The organism is Micromonospora musae (assembly GCF_003626545.1).
Taxonomy (GTDB): domain Bacteria; phylum Actinomycetota; class Actinomycetes; order Mycobacteriales; family Micromonosporaceae; genus Micromonospora; species Micromonospora musae.
This window is the reverse complement of the sequence record NZ_RAZS01000007.1, coordinates 149,823-170,538: the sequence shown is the minus strand read 5'-3', so window position 1 is coordinate 170,538 and position 20,716 is coordinate 149,823. Positions and strand designations below refer to the sequence as shown.

The window sequence follows — 20,716 nt, the reverse complement described above, 5'->3', positions numbered from 1 at the left end:
GTGACTATAAGTAACTTATGTCCGATTTGTCGAGCAGGCTGGCGCGTGTCCCAGCTCAGGTCGCGGCCAGGACCAGCGGCTCCGAGGTGAGGAAGTACGCCTGGTCGTCCGCGTCCGGGTCGACCGGCGCCCGCAGGCGCTCCACGATCACGTACCCGGCCGCCGCGTACACCCCGCCCGGCACGTAGCCGGTACCGTCCTGCCCGACGGTGAGCGGGAACCGGGACCGCTCGGCGCCGGTCACCGGATCGAGCGTGACCAGCTCCCGGGCGTCGGTCAGCACGTGCACCCGGCCCGGCTGCACGGCGATCACCCGCCCTTGCCCGAGGTCGGGGCGACGCCACAGCTCGGCGCCGGTCCGGGCGGAGCGGCCGACCAGCGCGCCGTCGACGACTCCGACCGCCTGCTCCCCGGCGAGCTGGGTGTCGAGCCCGTCCAACGCGGGCGCCGGCACCGGCGCCCCCGCGCCCGTCAACCAACCCCGACCCGCCCCGTCACCCGGGCCCGCCGTACGCAGTCCGGAGCAGCCCGAAGGCCCGACCCGGCAGCCGACCAGGGTCACGACCAGCTTGTCGCCCGCGCCCGGCGGTCGCCAGCGGCTGGTCACCTCGCCGGTGGCCGCGTCCCGGAACTCGACGGCCGCCTCCCCGGCGCAACCGGCCACGCTCACCAACTGGCCCGTCGAGGTGGCACCGACGTCGCTACGGCACTCGGTTCCGACCTCCGACCGCCAGAGCCGCCGACCGCCGATCAGGTCGACACCGCGCGCCTCACCGTCGCCGGTCGCCACCACCACGTCCCGCCCGTCGGCGGTACGGGTGAGGTAGAGCCCGACCGGATCCCACACGATCGCGGCCCCGGTGCGCCGGGCGTCCGGCTTCCGCTGCGGCTCCGGCCCGTCGGTCCGCCAGGCCACCCGCCCATTTCGCGCGTCCAGCGCAACCAACCGTCCGTCCGACCAGCGGCTGACGACGGTGGTCCCGCTCGCCACCACCCCGACCAGCTCGGCCGGCCAGCGGCGGTACGACCAGAACGGGGTGGTGCGGTGCCGACCGTCGACCGGGGTGTCCGCGTACACCTGGCGGTGGCCCGTGTAGACGCGCAGCCGGCCGTCCACGATCAGCGGGGCGACGGGCAGCCGTCCGATCACCCCCGCCGAAGGCTGCGCGGGGGCCGGGTAGGCGGCCTGGGCGACCGTGCTGACCTCGGCGGGGGCGAGCACCCGGTAGACCGTCGCCGCGACCGCGGCGGTGACGAGCAGCGCCGCGACCGCCAGCACGACACGTCGCCGGCCGTTCCGGAACCCCATGCGCACCTCCGCCCGGCACAGTACTAGGGCGTGTGTCGAAGTCCTCGGTCGAGCCGAGGCGGAGTCCAGGCGGCGGTCCGGCAAGGCGGGGATCCGTTCGGATACCGGTGTTGTATCCGGACGAAGCGCCGACGTCGCCGGTCGTCGTCTGGGCCCGTCGCAGGCCGGCCAGGGAGTTCGACACACGCCCCAGGGCCCGTTTCGTAAGGTCGTGCCCGGCTGCGCCGGCCCCGGGCCTCGGCTCGCTAGGGCGAGCGTTTTGAAACGGGCCTCGGGACGGGTTCTGTGCGGCGCGCGCGAGCCGAGGCCCGGTCGGGGTCTGCTCGGTGTCGCTCAGGCGGCCCGGGTCGCCTCGGTCGGCCCCTCGGCGGCGGCCGCCAGGTCGGCGAGGTCCCGCCGTAGCGCGTGCTCCACCGCGCGGGCGGCCAGCGCACCGAGGAGCAGTGCGGCCACCCGGCCGTACGGGTCGGCCGGCAGCGCCTCCAGCGTGACGGTGGTCAGGGTGCCGCCGCGCTGCCGGCGGCGCGGGCCGCGCAGCGTCCAGGTGATCCGGTAGTCCACGCTGTCGCCGGGTGAGCTGAGCACGAGACGCCGGGGCGGAGCCGCCTCCACCACGTGGAACTCCTCGACCAGGAGCCCGCCGTCCGGCCGGTGACGGGGTTCCCGCCACGCCGTGCCCGGCCCGAACGGCCCGGGGGTGAGCAGCTCGACCGGGCCGGCGAGGTGTCGCCGAGCCCGGCCGGGCAGGTCCGTCAGGAGACGCCAGACGTCGACGGCGTGCGCCTCGATGCGCCCGGTCACCGTCACCGTCGGCATGCCACCTCCCGTGGCGTCGACGGTACGCCGCGTGAGCGTTGAGCGGGGGTCTCCGGGCGCAATTCCCACCGGAGACCCCGAATCGGTACAGCTACCACCCGCGACAGGGCCGTCCAGAAGGACCGATCCAGAGCCGACGACGTCCGCGAGGACCGGTCCCCCACGGTCAACGGCCGAACTGGCCGGCCCGGATCGCGCCGACGAAAGCTGTCCAGCCGGGCGGGCTGATCGCGAGCGTGGGACCCGCCTGGTCCTTGGAGTCGCGTACCCCGACCACGCCGAGGACGTCGACCAGATTGTCCGCCACCTCCACGCAGAGGCCCTGGTCGTTGGAGCGGCTGCTGGTGCGCCAGATGGCACCGGTCAGATCGTGCATCGTGAACTACCTCCCTGTGCGTCGGGACGCCCCGTGCACGACCGGCGGGACCTGTCATGGGCCCGTCCGGCGCGACGGGGCGTCGGAATCCGGAGCGATCAACGCGGGAGGCGTTGAGCCCGGTCGCACCATCTGTGCGATCGGGCTGATCACGGATTGGTACCCGACAGGACGCCGCCGATCGGCGTTCCGAGCCGGTCAGCGGGGAGGAAGGATGGTGCCGGTCACCTCGCCGAGGGCGATGGTGGTGCCGCCCGGACCGGGCGCGGTCGCGGTGATCGTGACCGTGTCCCCGTCGGCCAGGAAGGTCCGCGATTCGCCCCCGAGCCGCACCGGCTCGGCCCCGCCCCAGGTCAGCTCCAGGAACGAGCCGACCTGCCCGCGCTCGGGACCGGAGACGGTGCCGGACGCGTAGAGGTCACCGGTACGCAGCGACGCCCCGTTGACGGTCAGGTGCGCCAACTGCTGGGCCGGCGTCCAGTACATGGTGGCGAACGGCGGTTCGCTGACCCGCTCGCCGTTCCACTCGACGGCGAGACGCAGGTCCAGCCCGAGGTGCGGCTCGTCGCGCAGGTAGTCCACGACCGGCGGCTCCTGCCGCGGGGCGGGCACGAAGGCGTCGCCCAGGGCCTCCAGCGGCGTGACCCACGCCGAGACGGAGGTGGCGAAGGACTTGCCGAGGAAGGGGCCGAGCGGCTGGTACTCCCAGGCCTGGATGTCCCGGGCGGACCAGTCGTTGACGAGCACCACGCCGAAGACGTGGTCGGCGAAGTCGTCGACGGCGACCGGAGCGCCCAGCGGGCTCGGTACGCCGACCACGAAACCGACCTCGGCCTCGATGTCGAGCCGGCCCGACGGGCCGTACGTCGGGCCGTCGGGCCCCGGCCGCTGACCCGACGGACGGAGCACCTGCGTGCCCGACACCACCACCGTGCCGGCCCGGCCGTGGTAGCCGATCGGCAGGTGCCGCCAGTTCGGCAGCAGCGGCGGCTGGCCGGGCCGGAAGATCTGCCCCACGTTGCCGGCGTGGTGCTCCGAGGAGTAGAAGTCGACGTAGTCCGCCACGTCGAAGGGCAGCAGCAGGCGCACCTCGGCCAGTGGCAGCAGCAGCGGCTCCACCTCGGCTCGGTGCGCCTCGTCGGTGAGCAGCTCGACCAGCCGCTGCCGCACCGCCGTCCACTGTGGACGCCCGAGGCCCATGAAGTCGTTGAGGGTCGGGCGGCCCAGCGCACCGGCCGCCAGGACCAGCCCGGCCGCCTCGGCGCCGGCCAGGTCGAGCACGAAGTCCCCGACGCGTACGCCGATCCGCGGCTCCCGACCGTCGTGAGTGAAGACCCCGTACGGAAGGTTGGTCACTCCGTACGCCGATCCGTCGGCACCCGCCACCCAGGTCATCGGTCCTCGCCCCTGTCCACGTCGTCGATGCTCTCCTCGTTCGCCCGGTGCCGCCCGATCCTGGCAACGGGTAGGTCCGGCGCCGCCGGCCCGGTCACTTCGCCGGCCGACGTCAGTAGACCCAGTCGGGCCAGGTCGGTCAGGGGTTCCTCGATGCTGCACGAGCCGTAGCCGACCCAGAGTGGGCGTGCGCCGCTCAGCCGCCCCTCGACCAGCTCCAGGAGTGGACGCGGGTCGGTGGCCGTGAGCAGCTCGGCGACCCGCGCCGGCCCCGCCCCCTGCGCGGCGGCTAGCGTGGCGGCCAGTACGTTCACGAAGCCGTGGTGGGTGAACCCGGTCGCCGGATCGAGGTGGCGGACCGCCTGGTGCAGCCCGGCGGTCAGCTTGAACGGCAGAGCCCGGTCCCGGCAGCCGCAGATCACCGCGGCCAGCTCGACCGGGGTGGGGAAGAGCTCGGCGGCCAACCCGCCGGTGCGGAACTTCGCCGCGATCGGCACTCCCTCGGCCCGGGCGGCGGCGAGCCGGTCCAGCGCCTCCATGAGGCCGAACGTCAACGGGATCTCGGCGTAGACGGCTTCGATCCCGGCCAGCTTGTCGACCAGACGCAGCAGGCCGCTGATCCCGGGCTGGGGGTCCTCGCCCCGCTTCGCCACCGCCACCTCCACCTGCCGCGCGGTCACACCGTCTGGCGGCAGGAGGGAGAGCGCGAAGGGCAGGGCCTCGATCCCGGTGTCACCGATGACCCCGATGACGAAGCCCTCGGCCGGGTCGACGAGACCGCTCAGTTCGCCCGAGGAGACGGTCGACGCCGGCACCAGCAGCGGGCCGACCAGGTCGGCGTACCAGGCGTCGCGATGGCGACGGTGTGCGGCGACGGCGTCCGGCAGCGCGGCGCTGCCGGGCGGGAAGACGGCGGCGTCGTCCACCAGGCCGTCGAGGAGCGCGGGCACCTGCGTTGACACGGAACAAGAATCTACGGGACGCTACGAGGAGCGGACAACAGTGTCCGATTATCGGACGCTGGTAGCCGATTGACGGGACATACCGGGAGGCGAGATGCCCTACTACCGCAGCGTCGGCGAGGTGCCGCGCAAGCGCCACACCCAGTTCCGCCAGCCCGACGGCAGCCTCTACGCCGAGGAGCTGATGGGCCAGGAGGGGTTCTCCTCCGACTCGTCGCTGCTCTACCACCGTCACGCCCCAACCGCGATCGTGGCGGCCGAGGAGTTCACCCCACCGGCCTTCACCCGGGTGCCGAACCTGCCGCTCAAGCCGCGGCACCTGCGTACCCACAAGCTCGACGGCACCGGCGCCGACCCGGTGCTCGGCCGGCAGTACCTGCTCGCCAACGACGACGTACGCATCGCGTACGTGCTGGCCGACCGTCCGTCCCCGCTGTTCCGGGACGCCACGGGCGACCACTGCCTCTACGTCGAGGCGGGCAGCATGCGGGTCGAGTCGACGTTCGGGGCGCTCGACGTGACCGGCGGCGACTACGTCATCATCCCGACCTCGACCATCCACCGGCTCGTACCCACGGGCGACCAGCCGGTCCGGCTGCTCACCATCGAGGCCGCCGGTCACGTCGGCCCGCCGAAGCGTTACCTCTCGGTCCGCGGCCAGTTCCTGGAGCACTCGCCGTACTGCGAGCGCGACGTGCGCGGCCCGGACGCGCCGCTGCTGGCCGACGGGGAGGACGTCGAGGTCCTGGTCCGGCACCGTCGTGGTTGGACGCGCTACACGTACGCCAACCACCCCTTCGACGTGGTCGGCTGGGACGGGCACCTGTACCCGTGGGCGTTCTCCATCCACGACTTCGAACCGATCACCGGGCGGATCCACCAGCCGCCACCCGTGCACCAGACCTTCCAGGGCCCGAACTTCGTGGTCTGCTCGTTCGTGCCGCGCAAGGTGGACTACCACCCGGACGCGATCCCGGTCCCGTACAACCACCACAACGTCGACTCCGACGAGATGCTCTTCTACACCGGCGGCAACTACGAGGCCCGGCGCGGCTCCGGCATCGAACAGGGCTCGATCTCGCTGCACCCCTCCGGCTTCACCCACGGCCCGCAGCCCGGCGCCGCCGAGCGGGCGATCGGCGTCGACTACTTCGACGAGCTGGCCGTCATGGTCGACACCTTCCGCCCGCTCGACCTCTGCGACGCCGCCCCCGCCTGCGAGGACCCGGGCTACGCCTGGACCTGGGCGCGTCGCGCCTGATCGTCCCTGGGTTTCGCCGGAGCCCGCCCCGCTCCGGGCGGTCAGGCTTGATCCCTCCGCGGGTCGGGCTCCGGCGAAACCCCGACCGGGTCGAGCCAGGCCGCGCTGGTGGATCTCCGATCGGTGGCGTCGGCGGGTCCCTACCGGGTTGAGCCAGGCGGCGCTGGTGGATTTTCCGGGACGTAGGTCGGTGGTCAGGCTGGGGTTCGGGTGGCGACCACTACCTCGGCGACGGCGGCCACGGCGATCGCCAGCACCAGCGGCCACGGGGTGCCGACGAGGGCGTAGAGCAGGATCAACGCCGGCGAGGCGATCGCCGCGTAGACGGCCAGAGCCAGCGCGCGGTCGGAGCGGAGCAGCCCCGGCAGGACGGTCCGCGCCAGGCCCGGCATCCGGGCGGCGAAGCGCCAGATGACCAGCGCCCCACCGAGCGCGGCGAACGTCGCGGCGACGCGGGAGAGCCCCGCCCCGGCGGGCGCGAGGCAGGCGATCAGCACCGCGGTGATCATCGACCAGCCGGCGCCGTAGAGCACCAGCTGCCGCAGGCCGGCGGAGATCGTACGGCGCGAGTCGATCTGCCCCGGGTTCATCGCGGCGGCCTCGGCGAGGTGCTCCAACGCCTCACTCCAGCGCCGCTGCTCCAGCCGGATCACCCCGATGTCGTGGCGCGCCTCGGCGAGCTGCGGGTCCAGGCGCAGCGCTTCCCGGTAGGCCCGCTCGGCGAGGTCGTAGAGCCGCATGTTCGCGGCCACCAGGCCGAGCACCAGATGCGACTCGGGCTCCTCGGGCGTCAGCTCCACCGCGCGCCAGGCCGCGTTCAACGCCGTCTGGCCGTTGCGGGAGCCGGCCAGGAGCGCGGCCGCGCTCCGCTGGGCGTACGCGTCGTCCGGGCCGATCGCCAGGATCTCGTCGGCAACCCGGGCCGTCTCCGCGTACCGCTCCAGGTCGGCGAGGGCCAGCCCGCGGGCCAGCAGCGGCGCGACGACGCCCGGGGCGGCGGCGATCGCCGCGTCGGCGGCGGTGAGCGCCTCGGTGGGCCGCTCGGCGGCGACGTGCAGGCGGGCGAGGAGCGTCAGCGCGGCCGCGTTGGCCGGCTCGACCGCCACCACGTACGAGACCTCCGCGGCGGCCTCGTCGTAGCGGCCGAGCTCGGCGAGGAGCTGCGCCCGCTGGAAGTAGCCGTCGGCGGCGGACTGGTCGGAGGCGGCGTCGCTGGACATCGCGGCGAGCCTAGGCGGCCGGCGCCTCGTACACCAGAGCCACCGCGATTCCGGTGAGCCCTTCGCCGCGTCCGGTGAAGCCGAGCCCGTCGGTCGTCGCGGCGGAGACGGTGACCGGCGCGCCGACGGCGGCGGAGAGCACCTGCTCGGCCTCCGCCCGGCGCGGCCCGATCTTCGGCCGGTTCCCGATCACCTGCACCGAGACGTTGCCGATCGTCAGCCCCTCGGCGCGGACCCGGCGGGCCGACTCGGTGAGCAGCGCGACCCCCGACGCCCCGGCCCACTCCGGCTGGTCGACGCCGAAGTTCGCGCCCAGGTCACCGAGGCCCGCCGCGGAGAGCAGGGCGTTGCAGGCGGCGTGGGCAGCGACGTCGGCGTCGGAGTGCCCGGCCAGCCCGTCCTGGTCCGGCCAGTGCAGGCCGGCCACCCAGCACGGCCGACCGGCCGAGAAGGCGTGCACGTCGGTGCCGATGGCCACCCGGGGAACGATCATGATCAGAGGGTACGCGTCAACCGCCGCCGGCCAGCAGATGCTCGGCGAGCGCCAGGTCGAACGGGCGAGTGATCTTGAGAGCGTACTCCGAACCCGACACGCAGGAGACCGGAACGCCCTGCTTCTCCACCAGACCGGCGTCGTCGGTGAGCGGGTCGCCGGCCGCGGCGTGCGCCGAGGTGAGCACCGACCGGAGGAAGCCCTGCGGGGTCTGCACCGCCCGCAGGGCGGAGCGGTCGACGGTGCCGAGAACGACCTCCCCGGCGTCGACCTCCTTGATCGTGTCGACGACCGGCAGCACCGGGATGACCGCGGGCCGACCCGCGCGGACCGCCGCGGCCACGGCCTCGACCAGACTCGGCGGCGTGAGCGCTCTGGCCGCGTCGTGCACCAGGATGATCTCCGGACCGGCGGGCACCGCCGCGAGCGCGGCGGCCACGGACGCCTGCCGCTCCGCGCCACCCGGCACCACGCTCACCGGTGCCACCGGGGCGAGCAGCTCCCGGACCGCGTCGACCTCGGCCACGGGCGCCGCGACGACGATGGTGTGCACGCTGCGGGCCTCGGCGAGCCGGCGCACCGCGTGCACCAGAAGTGGCTCCCCCGCGAGCAGGCGCAGCGCCTTGGGTCGGCCGGGGCCGAGCCGTACGCCGGCACCCGCCGCAGGGACGAGGACCGCGACGTCACCGCGCGGATTGAGCTGCGCGGTCACGTCGCGGTCCTCGGTGGTTTCTTCGCTACAGACTGGGTACGACGATGCTCTGCGGACTAGGCCTCGGCCAGCACCTTGTCGAGCAGCGTCTCCGCCTCGTCCTTGGTGCTCTTCTCGGCCAGCGCGACCTCGCCGACGAGAATGTCCCGGGCCTTCGCCAGCATGCGCTTCTCGCCGGCGGAGAGACCCCGCTCCCGCTCACGACGCCACAGGTCACGCACAACCTCGGCGACCTTCAGCGGGTTGCCGGAGGCGAGCTTCTCCAGGTTTGCCTTGTAACGCCGCGACCAGTTGGTCGGCTCCTCGGTGTGCGGGGCACGGAGCACGTCGAAGACCTTGCCCAGGCCCTCTTCGCCGACCACCTCGCGCACACCCACGATCTCGGCGTTCTCAGCGGGAACCCGGACCGTGAGGTCACCCTGCGCGACCCTCAGAACGAGGTACTGCTTCTCCTCGCCCTTGATGACCCGAGTCTCGATTGCCTCGATGAGTGCGGCCCCGTGGTGGGGGTAAACAACGGTCTCGCCGACACTGAAAACCATAGGTTCGAAACCCCTTTCGCTGTGTCTAGGGTAACACGCTCAGGCACCGATGTCTCACCGCTGTCCTGACCGTTGGCGCAGCTCAGGGGCCCTGTGAGAGGTCTTTCTTCGACTTGACAGGCGGCCAAACCGATGGTTTGAACACGCTCCGTGACCGCCGGATGACACCCGGGTCGGGTGAACGGAACGTCGAGATCAAGGGCTATGCGCTCTTCCCATGGTATCCCGCCGGGCGGTTCTGCGCCCAGGTGTAGCGGGAGCTGCCCCCCGTACGCGAGGCTGGAAGGTGAGCCAATGTCGGCTCCAAGAGACGGTTCCAGGGGGGCGGCGATGAATACGCCGGGCACAGGGGGGAACGGGCTGCCCGACCTGCCGCCGGAGTGGGGTCGGGTGGTCGTACCGGACGACGCCTCGGCGCTCGCGCAGGAGGCCGCGCAGGTCCGACGCGAGCTGCGCGAACGCGCCCGGCTGGCCGCCCGGAGACGGTTCGGGGCGCTCCGGCAGCCCCTCGTGTGGCTGGTGGTGGCCGTGCTCATCACACTCGCCGGCCTCGCCGCCGTCACCCGGCCCGGCCCGACCGCCACCCCCGCCGAAGGAGTGAGTTCGAGCCCGGCGGCCCCACCCGCCGCGCCGACCGGACGGCCGCTGCCCGCGCTGGACCTGGTCGACACCGGGCAGAATCCGGTGCCGCTGCGCAGCCTCCTGCCCATGATGATCATCTTGGTCGACGGCTGCGCCTGCCCCGAACGGGTGAGCGAGGCCGCCGCTGCGGCCCCACCCCAGGTGAATCTGGTGGCCGTCACGGGTGGCCGGTCGGCGCCCTCCGCCCCGCCCGGCGGATCGACGGGCACGCGTACGCTCGCCGACCCCGCCGGTGGGCTGCGCTCGTTCCTGCACCTGTCACCCCGCCCGGACGCCGCGGTGGCCGTACTCGTCGACCGCTCCGGCACGGTGGTCCGGGTGCTGCCCCAGCTCGGCCCGATCGAGACGTACCGCGCCGACCTGACCGCGCTCGCCGCCTGAGCGGACGCCGGCCGGAGTTACGGACCCTCAGCCCGAGAGCACCGCCCGCCGGCTGAGCGGACGCCGGCCGGAGTTACGGACCCTCAGCCCAGCCGCACCAGCTGTGCCACGATCCGCACCCACTCGGCGTCGGCCGCCGCGAGCGAGACCCGCAGCGGCCCACCCGTCCCGGTCACCACCTGCGTCCGGAGCGCGCCGTCACAGTCCGACCCGTTCCCGCCGGAGCTCCGGCCGCCGCTGATCTCGATGTGGAGTTCGCCGGGCCCCGCGCAGCGGAACAGGAGCCGGAACCGGGCACCCTGGCGGCTGCCCACCTGCCGGGTCACCCCCTGCTGCGTCAGGGTGACCATCTCCTGCCAGAGCATGTCCGAGGTCGGCGGCAGATAGAGCGGCCGATTCGCCCCGCCGGTCGCCGCTCGGCCGCCGCCGTACCGGCCGCTGCCGGAACCGGTGGCTCCGGCTCCCGACTCGACCCGGACGACCTCGCCGGTCTCCGGATCGACCCGAAAGACGGAACCATCCGGCTCCACCCGGAAGACCAGCCTGTCGCCGGGTTCGGCGCGGACAGCCACTCCGGTGGCCGGATCCACCTCGTAGACGGCACCAGGGTCGACGTCCATGGGGCCGATCCGCATATCCGTCGCCCGCGCGGTCAGACCGGCAATCGGAGGAGCCGCACCCGGCGCCCGGGCAGCCAGCCCGGGTACCGACGCGGCCAGGCCGAGCGCCCTCTCGTCCTCCGGCGCGGCGGCCCGCCACCACCAGCCACCGACGACCAGGGCGAGCACGGTGGCACCGACCAACACCCGACCACGCAGCCGGTCCTGCGCATCGACGTCCACCCACCGAGAGTAAGCCGGACGCTCAGCCCTGTCGATCGAGCAGTACGGCGTAGAGCGTGAGGCCCGGGCCGAAGGCGAGCATCAGGATCCGCTCCGGCGGGACCGGAGCACGCTGCAGCCGGTCCAGGATGAGCAGCACCGTCGGGGAGGAGCAGTTGCCATGCTCGTCCAGCGTCGCGCGGGACGCCACCAGCGCCTGCGCCGGCAACCCCAGCTCCCGCTCCACCACGTTGAGGATGCGGGGACCGCCCGGATGCACCGCCCAGCCGTCCAGCTCGTCGATGGTGGTGCCGTGCCGGGCCAGCAGGTCGTCGACCAGGCCCCGCACATGCCTGGAGAGCACCTGCGGCACCTTCGGCGACAACCCCATCCGGAAACCGGCGTCGGTGACGTCCCAGGTCATGTGGTCGGCCGTGGAGGTGTCGGTGACCGAGGTGACCTCGCGCAACGCGTACCCGGGGCCACCCGGCAGCAACACGGCGGCGACCGCCGCGTCCGAGAAGAGCGCGTGCGAGACGATCTGCTGGGTGTCCACCCGGGCCGTCGACGGCTGGATGTGCAGGCTGGTCAGCTCGGCACAGAGCAGCAGCGCCGGGCGACCCCGCGCCGCCACGAAGTCGCTCGCCGCACCCAGCCCCGGCAGCGCCGCGTAGCAACCCATGTGCCCGACGAACATCCGCTGGGTGCCGGGGGCCATGCCGAGGTCCCGGGCGAGCAGGATGTCCAGCCCCGGAGTGGCGTACCCGGTGCACGAACAGACCACGAAGAGCCCGATGTCACCCGCGTCCAGACCGGCGGCGGTCAACGCCCGGCCCACCGCCTCCTTGCCCAGCGGCAACGCCTCCACCAGGTAACGGCGCATCCGCCGCTCGGTCGGCCAGTCGGAGACGTCCTCCAGCAGCGGATTGACCGCGGCCTGCCGGGTGGTGACCCCGGAGTGGGCGAAGATGCGCTCCGCCAACGACCGGGTGGCGCCGGTGAAGTGCCGGGAGAAGAAGCCCTCCCACAACTCGTCCTGCCGGGCCGACGGCGGCTGCGCCGTCCCGAGGCCCGCGATCACTGGAACCGACACGATCCCCACCTCTCGTCCGACGCCGCCCTCCCCCGAGCCGTCCCCCCATCCGGGGCGGCTCCGGACGGCTCCACGCTCACCAACGAGGGGCCGAGCCGTCGCGGTCCGGGTCACCCCCCAAGGCGGCGATGCCGAGCCAGTCGGCGCAGACGTCCGAGGTGGCCGGATGCAGCGATCCGCACCGGGCGTCCCGGTAGAGCCGCTCCAACGGGTGGCCCCGTCGGGTGGCCGAGGTGCCGGCCGCCTCCAGCATCGACGCGGCCACCTCGGCGGCGGTCGTGCCGGCGAGCAGCTTCGCCCGCCACACCCAGCGATTGGTCTCGGCGTCGCCCGGCGCCTCGTCCACCCGGCGGGCCGCCTCGCCCACCACCAACTCGGCAGCCGCCACCGCCGCGTCGGCGCGACCGAGTCGCGCCCGCACCGCCGGCAGCCCGGCGAGGTTGCGGGCGTTCAGGTGCTCGGCCGCCGCCTCGATCGCCGCCCGGGCCACCCCGACGTAGACGGCCGCGTAGCTGGCCACCAGCCAGTGCGGCATGAGCTGGGCGACCATCAGCGCCAGCCCCTCGACCCCACCGAGCAGACGGTCGGTCGGGACCGTCAGCTCCAGATGCAGGTCGTGCGAGGCGGTGGCGCGCATGCCGAGCGCGTCCCAGGTCGGCTCGACGGTGAGCCCGGCCCCGGCGGGCACCAGGAACTGGGAGACCACCGACGGATCGGCGGCGCTGCGCGCGGCGACCAGGTAGCCGTCGGCGTGCCCGGCGCCGGAGCAGAACGTCTTGCTGCCCTTCAGGTGCCAGCCGCCCTCGACCGGCTCGTAGACGGTGCTGAGCTGGGAGAGGCGGGCGCCCGCACCACGCTCGCTCATCGCCACCGCGTACCAGGCGCCGTCGGCGGCCGCCCGCAGCAGCCGGTCCCGGGCGGCGAGCGCGTCGTCCGGCACGCCGAGCGCCTCGGCCAGCTCCTCGGTGACCGCACCGAGCGCTCCGGTCACCGAGGCGTGCATGTTGAAGACCAGCGCGGTGGCGCCGTTGCCCTTGGCGAGCTCGGTGGCGACGGCCGCGTACTCGGCGAACGTCGCGCCGAACCCGCCCAGCTCGCGAGGCACCATCAGGCCGAAGAGACCCGCCTCGCGGAGATCCTCGAAGTCCTCGACCGGGAAGGTGCCCTCCCGGTCGTGCTCGGCCGCCCGGGCGGCGAGTCGCGGCGCCAACCGGCGGACCGCCTCCAACGCATGCACCGTCATCTACGCCCCCTCTTCGGCGTCCTTACCCCCGCCGGGGTCCGAACTATCCTTTCCGGACCCCCCAGCCCTGGTACAGCACCGCGGTCGAGCGCGTCGGAACGATCCGCGGGGCCCGGCCGTCCGAGGCGGCCCCCGCGGCACCCCGCGCCCGGCGCAGCAGCCAGCCGAGCAGGCCGCGTACCTCCGGTCGCACACCGCGCAGCTGCAGCGTGACGCCGTGCCGGGCGCACTCGGCGACCAACGCGCGGGCATCCACGAACAACCGCGGGTCGTGGATGCCGCGTGGCACGGTCGGCAACCGCTCCCCGATGTGGACCGCGACCAGCCGGCTCAGGAAGTTGTCGTTCAAGGTGTCGAGCACCAGCAGCCCGCCCGGCCGGAGCAGGCGGCACGCCTCGGCCACCGCGCTACGCCACTGCGGAACGTGCTCGAGCACCTCGCCGGCGGCCACCACGTCGGCGCAGCCGTTCGCGAGCGGCGCCGCCGTCGCGTCGCCGTTGACCGGTGTCACGCCGTGCGCGGCGGCCTGGGCCAGGGCCGAACGGGTCAGGTCGACACCCACGTGCCGATAGCCCTTGCCGGCGACGTGCGGTGCGAGCAGCCCGGCCCCGCAGCCGAGGTCCACCAGCAACGCGTCGGGACGGTCGGCCGGCGGCACCAGGGCCGCCCGGGCCTCGGCGAGCCAGTGCAGCATCGCGAAGACACCGTCGGGCCGCCACCACTCGTCGACCAGGTCGTCGTACTGGCGCGGATCGTTGCGCGGCAGCACCCTGGACCTGGTGGGCGCCGCAGCCGCGTCTCGCATGGAATCGAGCGTGGCACGACTCCCGGGTAACAACCAGACTTCTCTTATGTCGACTTCGGTGTTAGGGCTGGTCAGGGCGAGCCATCCGGAACCGGCCGCGGCGGTGACCCTGGTGGCCGGTCTGCTGGCCGTCGGGGTGGGACACCGGCCCGCCGGGGTGGTCGCCGTCGTCCTCACCGTGCTGGCCAGCCAGCTCGCGGTGGGCTGGGCCAACGACGCGCTCGACGCCGGGCGGGACACCGCGGTCGGGCGTACCGACAAACCGATCCCCGCCGGCGCGGTCAGCCGGCGCATCGTGGCCGTCGGGGCGGTGCTGGCCGCGCTCGCCACCCCGGTGCTGGCGCTCTCGACGAACCCCACCGCGGCGGCCTGGATGACCGCCGGGCTTGTCTCGGCGCTGCTCTACGACTGGCCGCTCAAGTCAGGGCCGGCGTCGGTGCTGCCCTACGCGTTCTCCTTCGGCACCCTGCCCGCCTTCGTGGTCCTGGCGCTGCCCGGGGCACCGGCGCCGCCGATCTGGCTGGTGGCCGCGGCCGCCTGCCTCGGGGCCGGTGCGCACTTCGCCAACGTCCTGCCCGACCTGGCCGACGACGCCCGCACGGGGGTGCGCGGCCTGCCCCACCGCATCGGCGCGGCGGGAAGCCGGGTGGCCGCCGCGGTGCTGCTGCTCGCGGCGACGGGCACGCTCGTCCTCGGCCCGCCCGGGCCACCGTCCGGGGTCGGGCTCGCCGCGGTCGTCACCGCCGTCGTGGTTCCGCCGCTCAGCTGGTACGGCGGGCGGGGCGCGGCCCGCTCGGGGCGGCGCCCGGTGGCCGCCTTCCGCGCGGTGATGCTGGTGGCGCTCATCGACGTGGTGCTGCTGGTCACGAGCGGCCGGGTGGTTTGAGCATCACTCCGGGAGGTGGCATCCCCGGGTCGGAGTGCGGCCCTCGATCAGCCCCAATTACCCTGGAGCGCGGTCTGCGCGGGCATGGCCACCGTGCCCGGCGTACGCACCGGGTGGGATCGTGACGAGGAGGACCGACGTGACGCGCTCGATCAGGGGTTCCCGGCGGGCGGCCCTGCTGCTGTCCGGCGTGGCGGCGGCGACGAGCCTGCTGCTGTCCGGGTGCGGCGCCGGCCAGATATCGGAGACCGCCGAGAAGGTGCCGTCGGTCCAGGGCGTCAACATCGAGACCGAGGACGGCAAGCTCGCGGTACGCGGCCTGCTGGTCGACTTCCCCGGCGTGGAGGGCTACCGGGCCGGCGAGGACGCGCTGCTCAACGCGGTGATCTACAACGACTCGCAGGAGCCGGTCACCGTCACCGTCACCAGCCAGGACGCCCGCGAGGTCGTGATCACCCGGACCGGCGCGTCGGCCAGCCCGACCCCGTCCGGGTCGCCGTCGGAGTCGGCCTCGCCGAGCGGCTCGGCCTCGCCGTCGGACTCCGGAAGCCCGTCGGACTCGGCCAGCCCGTCGGACTCCGCCAGCCCGTCGCCGTCGGCCCCGGCCGGGGAGCCGGCGCGCTTCGAGATCGCGCCGCTGAGCTACATCCAGCTGAACCAGCAGTCCGACCGCATGCTCCAGCTGCTCGGCCTCAACGAGTCGCTGCACTCCGGCCAGAACGTCGTCGTCACGTTCGACTTCGGCAACGGGAACACCATCACGGGGCCGGCCCCGATCGCGGTGCCGCTCACCCCGGCCGCCCCGCCGTCGCCGATCGTGCACCGGGAGGGTGGCGAGGAGCCGGCGGGCGACGCCCAGCACGGCGACTGACCAGTCGCAACGAGTTCCCGGAACACCCCGGCGTGGCAAGCCCCACGCCGGGGTGTTCCGTCGTACGGCGGGGTCTGCGCCATTCGGTCGTACCGCCGGGCTAGCGTCCTGGTGTGACGACCTCCCGATCCACCTCCGCCCGCGGCGCGGCGGCCGGCACGCGCGGCCGCGCCGCCGCTCGTGAGCCTCGCCCGGCCTACGAGTGCGACGCGTGCGGCCACCAGCCGCCCAAGTGGGTGGGGCGCTGCCCGGAGTGCGGCGAGTGGGGCTCCGTGGTCGAGAGCACCGTCACCGGGCCGACCGTCTCCGGCCGGGTGGTCAGCTCGCGGATGCCGGCCGAGCCCGCCCGACCGATCGCCACCATCAGCGCCGCACCCGCCCGGGCCCGGCCGACCGGGGTGAGTGAGCTCGATCGGGTGCTCGGTGGGGGCCTGGTGCCCGGCGCCGTGGTGCTGCTCGCCGGCGAGCCGGGCGTCGGCAAGTCCACCCTGCTGCTCGACGTGGCCCAGCAGTGGGCCGCCGGGGCGGGCAGCCCGTCACTGGTGGTCAGCGGCGAGGAGTCGGTCAGCCAGGTGCGGCTGCGCGCCGAGCGGATGGGCACCCTGCACGACCAGCTCTACCTGGCCGCCGAGAGCGACCTGTCAGCGGTGCTCGGCCACCTCGACGCGGTGAAGCCCGGGCTGCTGGTGCTCGACTCGGTGCAGACCATCTCCACCCCCGGCACCGAGGGCGTGCCCGGCGGCGTGACGCAGGTCCGGGCGGTCACGGCCGCGCTGGTCTCCGTCGCCAAGGAGCGGGGCATCGCCACGGTCCTGGTCGGCCACGTGACCAAGGAGGGCCAGGTCGCCGGCCCCCGGGTGCTCGAGCACCTGGTCGACGTGGTGCTGCACTTCGAGGGCGACAAGCACTCCTCGCTGCGGATGGTGCGCGGCGTCAAGAACCGGTTCGGCGCGGCCGACGAGGTCGGCTGCTTCGAGATGCACGAGGGCGGCATCACCAGCCTCGCCGACCCCTCCGGCCTCTTCCTGACCCGCTACGCCGAGCCGGTGCCCGGCACCTGCGTCACCGTGGCGATGGAGGGCCGGCGGGCGCTCGTCACCGAGGTGCAGGCGCTCATCGGCGCGACGGTGGCCGGCTCCCCCCGGCGTACCGTCTCCGGCCTCGACTCGGCCCGGTTGGCGATGGTGCTGGCGGTACTGCAACGGCGCACCGAACGGCTCACCCTGCACGACCGGGAGGTCTTCGCCGCGACGGTCGGCGGCATCCGCGTGGTCGAGCCGGCCGCCGACCTGGCGGTGGCGCTCGCGGTCGCCTCCGGCGGGCTCAACCTGGCCATCGCGCCGCATCTCGTGGCGATCGGCGAGGTCGGGCTCACCGGAGAGGTCCGGCGGGTCGGCGCGGTGCCGCGCCGGCTGGCCGAGGCCGCCCGGCTGGGGTTCCGGCTCGCGCTCGTCCCGCCCGGGTGCGGGCCGGAGTCGACGGGCGTGACGGCGAACCAGATGCGGGTGATGGAGGTCACCGATGTCCGGTCGGCGTTGCAGGCTGCCGCGCGTGCGTCGGCGGAGTGACCCACCGTGGCCGGGCGACCGGACCGCGAGGGCGATACCGGACAGGGCGTCACGGGCCGGACGACGGCGCATCGTGACACATCACAGTAACCACGACAGCACCCACCGCACGGCAGTCCGTAGACTGTGCCCGTGCCGATCGACCGCGATACCACCAAGCCTGCCGGCGCGACACCCCACGCCCGCACCGGCCCCGTGGGCTCGCCCGCCCGTCCGATCAGCGTGAACGTGGCCGGCGGCGCCGTGGGTGACCCGCTGCGCGCGAACCTGGCGTTGATGGCGCCCGGCACCGCGCTGCGCGACGGCCTCGAGCGGATCCTGCGCGGCCGCACGGGCGCGCTGATCGTCCTCGGCTACGACAAGGTCGTGGAAGGGCTCTGCACCGGCGGCTTCCCCCTCGACGTCGAGTTCTCCGCGACCCGGATCCGGGAACTGTGCAAGATGGACGGCGCCGTGGTGCTCTCCAGCGACGGCACCCGCATCGTCCGGGCCGCCGTGCACCTGATGCCCGACCCGTCCATCCCGACCGAGGAGTCCGGCACCCGGCACCGCACCGCCGAGCGGGTGGCCCGGCAGACCGGCTACCCGGTCATCTCGGTCAGCCAGTCGATGCGGATCATCAGCCTCTACGTCAACGGCCAGCGGCACGTGCTGGACGACTCGGCCGCCATCCTCTCCCGGGCCAACCAGGCGCTGGCCACCCTCGAGCGCTACAAGCTCCGCCTCGACGAGGTCTCCGGCACGCTCTCCGCGCTGGAGATCGAGGACCTGGTCACCGTACGGGACGCGGTCGCCGTCGTGCAGCGGCTGGAGATGGTCCGCCGGATCGCCGACGAGATCGCCGGCTACGTGGTCGAGCTCGGCACCGACGGCCGGCTGCTGGCGCTGCAGCTCGACGAGCTGATGGCGGGGGTCGACGCCGACCGTACGCTCGTCATCCGGGACTACCTCCCGGCCGGCCGCAAGTCGCGCACCCTGGACGAGGCGCTGGTCGAGCTGGACCTGCTCGGGGCCACCGAGCTGATCGACCTGGTCTCGGTCGCCAAGGCGATCGGCTACCCGGCCGCGTCCGACGCGCTGGACGCGGCGGTCAGCCCACGCGGTTTCCGGCTGCTCGCCAAGGTGCCCCGGCTGCCCGCCGCCGTGGTCGACCGGCTGGTCCTGCACTTCGGCAGCCTCCAGCGGCTGCTGGGCGCGACGGTGGAGGATCTCCAGGCGGTCGAGGGCGTGGGCGACGCACGGGCACGCGGCGTACGCGAGGGCCTCTCCCGGCTCGCCGAGGCGTCCATCCTCGAGCGGTACGTCTGACCCGTCCCGGCGCAGGCCGGCAATGCTCGGACCCGACCTGCGCGGCGGCGACTCCCGGGCCGCGCTCAGTCGTTGACGGTCAGCTTCAGCGGCTCGCTGAGCTTCGTGTCCACCCGGGCGAAGACCTGGTACGTCCCGGGCTGCACCTGCGGCCCGGCCGCCAACCCGTCCGCGCATCGGGTGGTGTCCCGGCCGTTCCAGGTCACCTGGAACATGTGCTCGATGTTCGGCGTGAACGACTTCACGTCCGAGCCCTTGGCCTGACCACAGGTGTCGGAGGACCAGATCTTCTCCGCACCGGACTTGATGAAGATCTCCTGGAGGCTTGCGCCGACGTCGCGGCTGCACGTCCGGTCGGAGACGTTCTTGATCCGCAACTGCAGGTCGGCGGAGGCGCCGACGCCCACCGAGGCGGGCAGCGCCACGGCGGTCACCTTGATCTCGGCGTCGGCGCAGCTCCCGTCGTTGCCCCCACCGTTCACGGGAGTCGTCGGGGTGTCGTCGCCCTGCGAGGTGGGCGCGCCTGCGCTTCCGTCGCCGCCGTCGGGGCTTCCCGACACCTCGGGCGGGGGCGCCCCGGTCTTCGGGGTGAGCAGCGTCTGGGTCGGGCTCGGACTGCCCGACGAGGTCGGGCTCACCCCGGCCTGCGGCTTCTTGTCGCCGGTGTTACCCGACCCGGTGCACGAGTAGAGCAGGACAATCAGGAAGAGAAGCCCCGCTCCGAGTACGACGGCGCGACGCCGCCAGTAAACGGCGGGTGCCAGGGGGCCGACCGTCAGACGCATGATGCCCCCACCGTATCCGCGTAGCAGCGCCGTGGCGCGACACGACGCGCCGGAAGGTTCACCACCGCGCCAAGATCGGCATCCACTGTCGACAGCCTAGCCCAACCGGGCGGCGGGCTCAGAGGTAGACCTTGCGCTGGTAAACGGCGTGCGCACCGGCCACCCGGTCGAGGAAGAGCAGCCCCGCGCAGTGGTCGATCTCGTGCTGGAGCGCGCGGGCCTCGAAGCCGTCGGCGACCAGTCGCACGGCGGCGCCGGTGCCCGGCAACTCACCCGCCACCACCAGACGGCTGGCCCGTTTCACGTCCCCGGTCAGATCCGGCACCGACATGCACCCCTCGCGCCCGGCCTTCCAGCGGGTCGCCTCGACCACCCGGGCGTTGCAGAGCACGAAGGTGCCGTGCACGGTGACGGCCTTCGGATGCCCGGTCACCTCGACCGCGAAGACCTGGGCGCCCACCCCGACCTGCGGAGCCGCGAGGCCCACGCAACCGGGCGAGACCCGCATGGTGGCGATCAGGTCGGCGGCCAGCCGGACCGTCTCCGCCGAGGTGGGATCCACCGCGGCGCCCGCCCGGCTGAGCGCCGGATGCGGGGCGGTCACCACCGGACGGACCTCACCATGGACGCCCAGCGCCTCCGGCGTCCAGTCACCCAGCCCGGCGTACTCCTCGTCGCCGGCCGCGTCGGACCCGCGCACCCCGTCGCTCACAGCAGATCCGGATCCGCGGGCCGGAGGCTGACCTCGACGCCCAGCTCGGCGGCGGCCCGGTCCAGCCGGTCGACCAGGTCGTCGGCGGTGCCGGCCGGCAGGTCGACCTCGGCGACCACCACGTAGAGGGAGCCGGCCAGCCGGGTGCTCAGGTCGGTGACGTTGCCGCCCACGTCGGCGAGGACCCGCGTGATCGCCGCCACGATCCCCATCCGGTCCGCCCCGTGCACGGCCATCACGTACGGCTCGCCAGCCGACGCCGCAGCGCCGTCCGGGGTGACCGCGCGTACGGTCGCCAGCAGCTGGCTGTCCGCGGCGAGCGGCGCCAGCGCGGCCTCCACCTCGGCGGCCGCAGGACCCACGCAGATCAGCGTCATCGCGAAGTGGCCCCGCAACCGGGTCATCGTGCTGTCGGTGAGGTTCGCACCCAACCGGGCGAGGACCTCGGCGACGTCGGCCACGATGCCCGGACGGTCCCGGCCGATGACGGTGATCGCGAGCTCGTTCATTCGCGC

The 20,716-nt window shown here is 73.8% G+C and carries 21 protein-coding genes and 1 pseudogene; 6 read left to right on the top strand and 16 right to left on the bottom strand.

Annotation, left to right across the window (positions count from 1 at the left end; genetic code table 11):
* Nucleotides 1-55 precede the first annotated feature (55 nt).
* The 5 genes and pseudogenes from D7147_RS20755 to D7147_RS20735 form a co-directional block, all read right to left on the bottom strand.
* Nucleotides 56-1,309, bottom strand: coding sequence for an outer membrane protein assembly factor BamB family protein (locus D7147_RS20755; protein ID WP_120680201.1), 1,254 nt, complete (start codon nucleotides 1,307-1,309; stop codon nucleotides 56-58).
* Nucleotides 1,310-1,642: 333 nt separating this feature from the next.
* Nucleotides 1,643-2,125, bottom strand: a complete 483-nt coding sequence (locus D7147_RS20750; protein ID WP_120680200.1) for an SRPBCC family protein — start codon at nucleotides 2,123-2,125, stop codon at nucleotides 1,643-1,645.
* A 166-nt stretch (nucleotides 2,126-2,291) separates the two neighbouring features.
* Entirely contained in the window at nucleotides 2,292-2,501 is a 210-nt protein-coding gene (locus tag D7147_RS20745; RefSeq protein WP_120680198.1) for a DUF397 domain-containing protein, read from the bottom strand.
* Nucleotides 2,502-2,699: 198 nt separating this feature from the next.
* Nucleotides 2,700-3,896, bottom strand: a complete 1,197-nt coding sequence (fahA, locus tag D7147_RS20740; protein ID WP_120680196.1) for a fumarylacetoacetase — start codon at nucleotides 3,894-3,896, stop codon at nucleotides 2,700-2,702.
* 113 nt (nucleotides 3,897-4,009) lie between these two features.
* Nucleotides 4,010-4,858: pseudogene (locus D7147_RS20735) on the bottom strand (hypothetical protein); the annotation flags it as partial.
* Nucleotides 4,859-4,952: 94 nt separating this feature from the next.
* Here D7147_RS20735 and D7147_RS20730 point away from each other — a divergent pair.
* Nucleotides 4,953-6,119, top strand: a complete 1,167-nt coding sequence (locus D7147_RS20730; protein ID WP_120680194.1) for a homogentisate 1,2-dioxygenase — start codon at nucleotides 4,953-4,955, stop codon at nucleotides 6,117-6,119.
* Nucleotides 6,120-6,313: 194 nt separating this feature from the next.
* Here D7147_RS20730 and D7147_RS20725 read toward each other — a convergent pair whose 3' ends face one another.
* From D7147_RS20725 to D7147_RS20710, 4 genes are read right to left on the bottom strand one after another with little or no spacing between them, the layout of a single operon-like run.
* The gene (locus D7147_RS20725; RefSeq protein WP_120680192.1) at nucleotides 6,314-7,339 is read right to left on the bottom strand and encodes a tetratricopeptide repeat protein; all 1,026 of its coding nucleotides are present in this window, start codon (nucleotides 7,337-7,339) and stop codon (nucleotides 6,314-6,316) included.
* 10 nt (nucleotides 7,340-7,349) lie between these two features.
* Complete coding sequence (gene ispF / locus D7147_RS20720) at nucleotides 7,350-7,835, bottom strand: 2-C-methyl-D-erythritol 2,4-cyclodiphosphate synthase (protein ID WP_120680629.1); 486 nt, start codon at nucleotides 7,833-7,835, stop codon at nucleotides 7,350-7,352.
* Nucleotides 7,836-7,848: 13 nt separating this feature from the next.
* Nucleotides 7,849-8,544, bottom strand: a complete 696-nt coding sequence (gene ispD, locus D7147_RS20715; RefSeq protein ID WP_120680190.1) for a 2-C-methyl-D-erythritol 4-phosphate cytidylyltransferase — start codon at nucleotides 8,542-8,544, stop codon at nucleotides 7,849-7,851.
* A 56-nt stretch (nucleotides 8,545-8,600) separates the two neighbouring features.
* Nucleotides 8,601-9,086: a CarD family transcriptional regulator gene (locus D7147_RS20710; protein WP_076467066.1), complete on the bottom strand. Its 486-nt coding sequence runs from the start codon at nucleotides 9,084-9,086 to the stop codon at nucleotides 8,601-8,603.
* Between the two features lie 330 nt (nucleotides 9,087-9,416).
* Between D7147_RS20710 and D7147_RS20705 the strand changes: the two genes are divergently transcribed.
* Nucleotides 9,417-10,109, top strand: coding sequence for a hypothetical protein (locus D7147_RS20705; protein WP_120680188.1), 693 nt, complete (start codon nucleotides 9,417-9,419; stop codon nucleotides 10,107-10,109).
* 83 nt (nucleotides 10,110-10,192) lie between these two features.
* Here the strand turns inward: D7147_RS20705 and D7147_RS20700 are convergent, their stop codons facing one another.
* The 4 genes from D7147_RS20700 to D7147_RS20685 form a co-directional block, all read right to left on the bottom strand.
* Complete coding sequence (locus D7147_RS20700; protein WP_120680186.1) at nucleotides 10,193-10,951, bottom strand: hypothetical protein; 759 nt, start codon at nucleotides 10,949-10,951, stop codon at nucleotides 10,193-10,195.
* Nucleotides 10,952-10,973: 22 nt separating this feature from the next.
* Nucleotides 10,974-12,023, bottom strand: a complete 1,050-nt coding sequence (locus tag D7147_RS20695; protein ID WP_120680627.1) for a type III polyketide synthase — start codon at nucleotides 12,021-12,023, stop codon at nucleotides 10,974-10,976.
* A 76-nt stretch (nucleotides 12,024-12,099) separates the two neighbouring features.
* Nucleotides 12,100-13,266: an acyl-CoA dehydrogenase family protein gene (locus D7147_RS20690; RefSeq protein WP_120680184.1), complete on the bottom strand. Its 1,167-nt coding sequence runs from the start codon at nucleotides 13,264-13,266 to the stop codon at nucleotides 12,100-12,102.
* Between the two features lie 43 nt (nucleotides 13,267-13,309).
* A complete protein-coding gene (locus tag D7147_RS20685; RefSeq protein ID WP_120680182.1) occupies nucleotides 13,310-14,071 on the bottom strand; it encodes a methyltransferase domain-containing protein in 762 nt (253 codons plus the stop codon).
* A 46-nt stretch (nucleotides 14,072-14,117) separates the two neighbouring features.
* Between D7147_RS20685 and D7147_RS20680 the strand changes: the two genes are divergently transcribed.
* The 4 genes from D7147_RS20680 (at nucleotide 14,118) to disA (ending at nucleotide 18,704) form a co-directional block, all read left to right on the top strand.
* On the top strand, nucleotides 14,118-14,957 hold the full coding sequence (locus D7147_RS20680) for a UbiA family prenyltransferase (protein ID WP_120680180.1): 840 nt from the start codon (nucleotides 14,118-14,120) through the stop codon (nucleotides 14,955-14,957).
* Nucleotides 14,958-15,096: 139 nt separating this feature from the next.
* Nucleotides 15,097-15,828, top strand: coding sequence for a hypothetical protein (locus D7147_RS20675; RefSeq protein WP_120680177.1), 732 nt, complete (start codon nucleotides 15,097-15,099; stop codon nucleotides 15,826-15,828).
* Nucleotides 15,829-15,941: 113 nt separating this feature from the next.
* Nucleotides 15,942-17,396 carry a DNA repair protein RadA gene (gene radA / locus D7147_RS20670; RefSeq protein ID WP_120680175.1) on the top strand — a complete coding sequence of 485 codons (1,455 nt, stop codon included), beginning with the start codon at nucleotides 15,942-15,944 and terminating at the stop codon, nucleotides 17,394-17,396.
* A 132-nt stretch (nucleotides 17,397-17,528) separates the two neighbouring features.
* A complete protein-coding gene (disA, locus tag D7147_RS20665; protein ID WP_120680625.1) occupies nucleotides 17,529-18,704 on the top strand; it encodes a DNA integrity scanning diadenylate cyclase DisA in 1,176 nt (391 codons plus the stop codon).
* A gap of 65 nt (nucleotides 18,705-18,769) precedes the next feature.
* On the opposite strand, the gene D7147_RS20660 is transcribed toward disA, so the two are convergent.
* From D7147_RS20660 to D7147_RS20650, 3 genes are all read right to left on the bottom strand, one after another.
* Entirely contained in the window at nucleotides 18,770-19,489 is a 720-nt protein-coding gene (locus tag D7147_RS20660; RefSeq protein WP_120680173.1) for a hypothetical protein, read from the bottom strand.
* A gap of 118 nt (nucleotides 19,490-19,607) precedes the next feature.
* Nucleotides 19,608-20,201: a peptide deformylase gene (locus D7147_RS20655; RefSeq protein WP_199734217.1), complete on the bottom strand. Its 594-nt coding sequence runs from the start codon at nucleotides 20,199-20,201 to the stop codon at nucleotides 19,608-19,610.
* A complete protein-coding gene (locus tag D7147_RS20650; protein WP_120680171.1) occupies nucleotides 20,198-20,710 on the bottom strand; it encodes a glycine cleavage system protein R in 513 nt (170 codons plus the stop codon). Before D7147_RS20650 ends, D7147_RS20655 begins: the two co-directional genes overlap by 4 nt.
* Nucleotides 20,711-20,716 lie beyond the last annotated feature (6 nt).

Excerpts from the sequence above, each read along its gene's own strand:
- D7147_RS20730 (WP_120680194.1), top strand. The coding sequence starts at position 4,953 with ATGCCCTACTACCGCAGCGTCGGCGAGGTGCCGCGCAAGCGCCACACC.
- D7147_RS20660 (WP_120680173.1), bottom strand. The coding sequence starts at position 19,489 with ATGCGTCTGACGGTCGGCCCCCTGGCACCCGCCGTTTACTGGCGGCGT.
- D7147_RS20745 (WP_120680198.1), bottom strand. The coding sequence starts at position 2,501 with ATGCACGATCTGACCGGTGCCATCTGGCGCACCAGCAGCCGCTCCAAC.
- D7147_RS20685 (WP_120680182.1), bottom strand. The coding sequence starts at position 14,071 with ATGCGAGACGCGGCTGCGGCGCCCACCAGGTCCAGGGTGCTGCCGCGC.
- fahA (WP_120680196.1), bottom strand. The coding sequence starts at position 3,896 with ATGACCTGGGTGGCGGGTGCCGACGGATCGGCGTACGGAGTGACCAAC.
- D7147_RS20750 (WP_120680200.1), bottom strand. The coding sequence starts at position 2,125 with ATGCCGACGGTGACGGTGACCGGGCGCATCGAGGCGCACGCCGTCGAC.
- D7147_RS20690 (WP_120680184.1), bottom strand. The coding sequence starts at position 13,266 with ATGACGGTGCATGCGTTGGAGGCGGTCCGCCGGTTGGCGCCGCGACTC.
- D7147_RS20755 (WP_120680201.1), bottom strand. The coding sequence starts at position 1,309 with ATGGGGTTCCGGAACGGCCGGCGACGTGTCGTGCTGGCGGTCGCGGCG.
- D7147_RS20705 (WP_120680188.1), top strand. The coding sequence starts at position 9,417 with ATGAATACGCCGGGCACAGGGGGGAACGGGCTGCCCGACCTGCCGCCG.
- D7147_RS20710 (WP_076467066.1), bottom strand. The coding sequence starts at position 9,086 with ATGGTTTTCAGTGTCGGCGAGACCGTTGTTTACCCCCACCACGGGGCC.
- D7147_RS20650 (WP_120680171.1), bottom strand. The coding sequence starts at position 20,710 with ATGAACGAGCTCGCGATCACCGTCATCGGCCGGGACCGTCCGGGCATC.
- D7147_RS20680 (WP_120680180.1), top strand. The coding sequence starts at position 14,118 with ATGTCGACTTCGGTGTTAGGGCTGGTCAGGGCGAGCCATCCGGAACCG.
- D7147_RS20725 (WP_120680192.1), bottom strand. The coding sequence starts at position 7,339 with ATGTCCAGCGACGCCGCCTCCGACCAGTCCGCCGCCGACGGCTACTTC.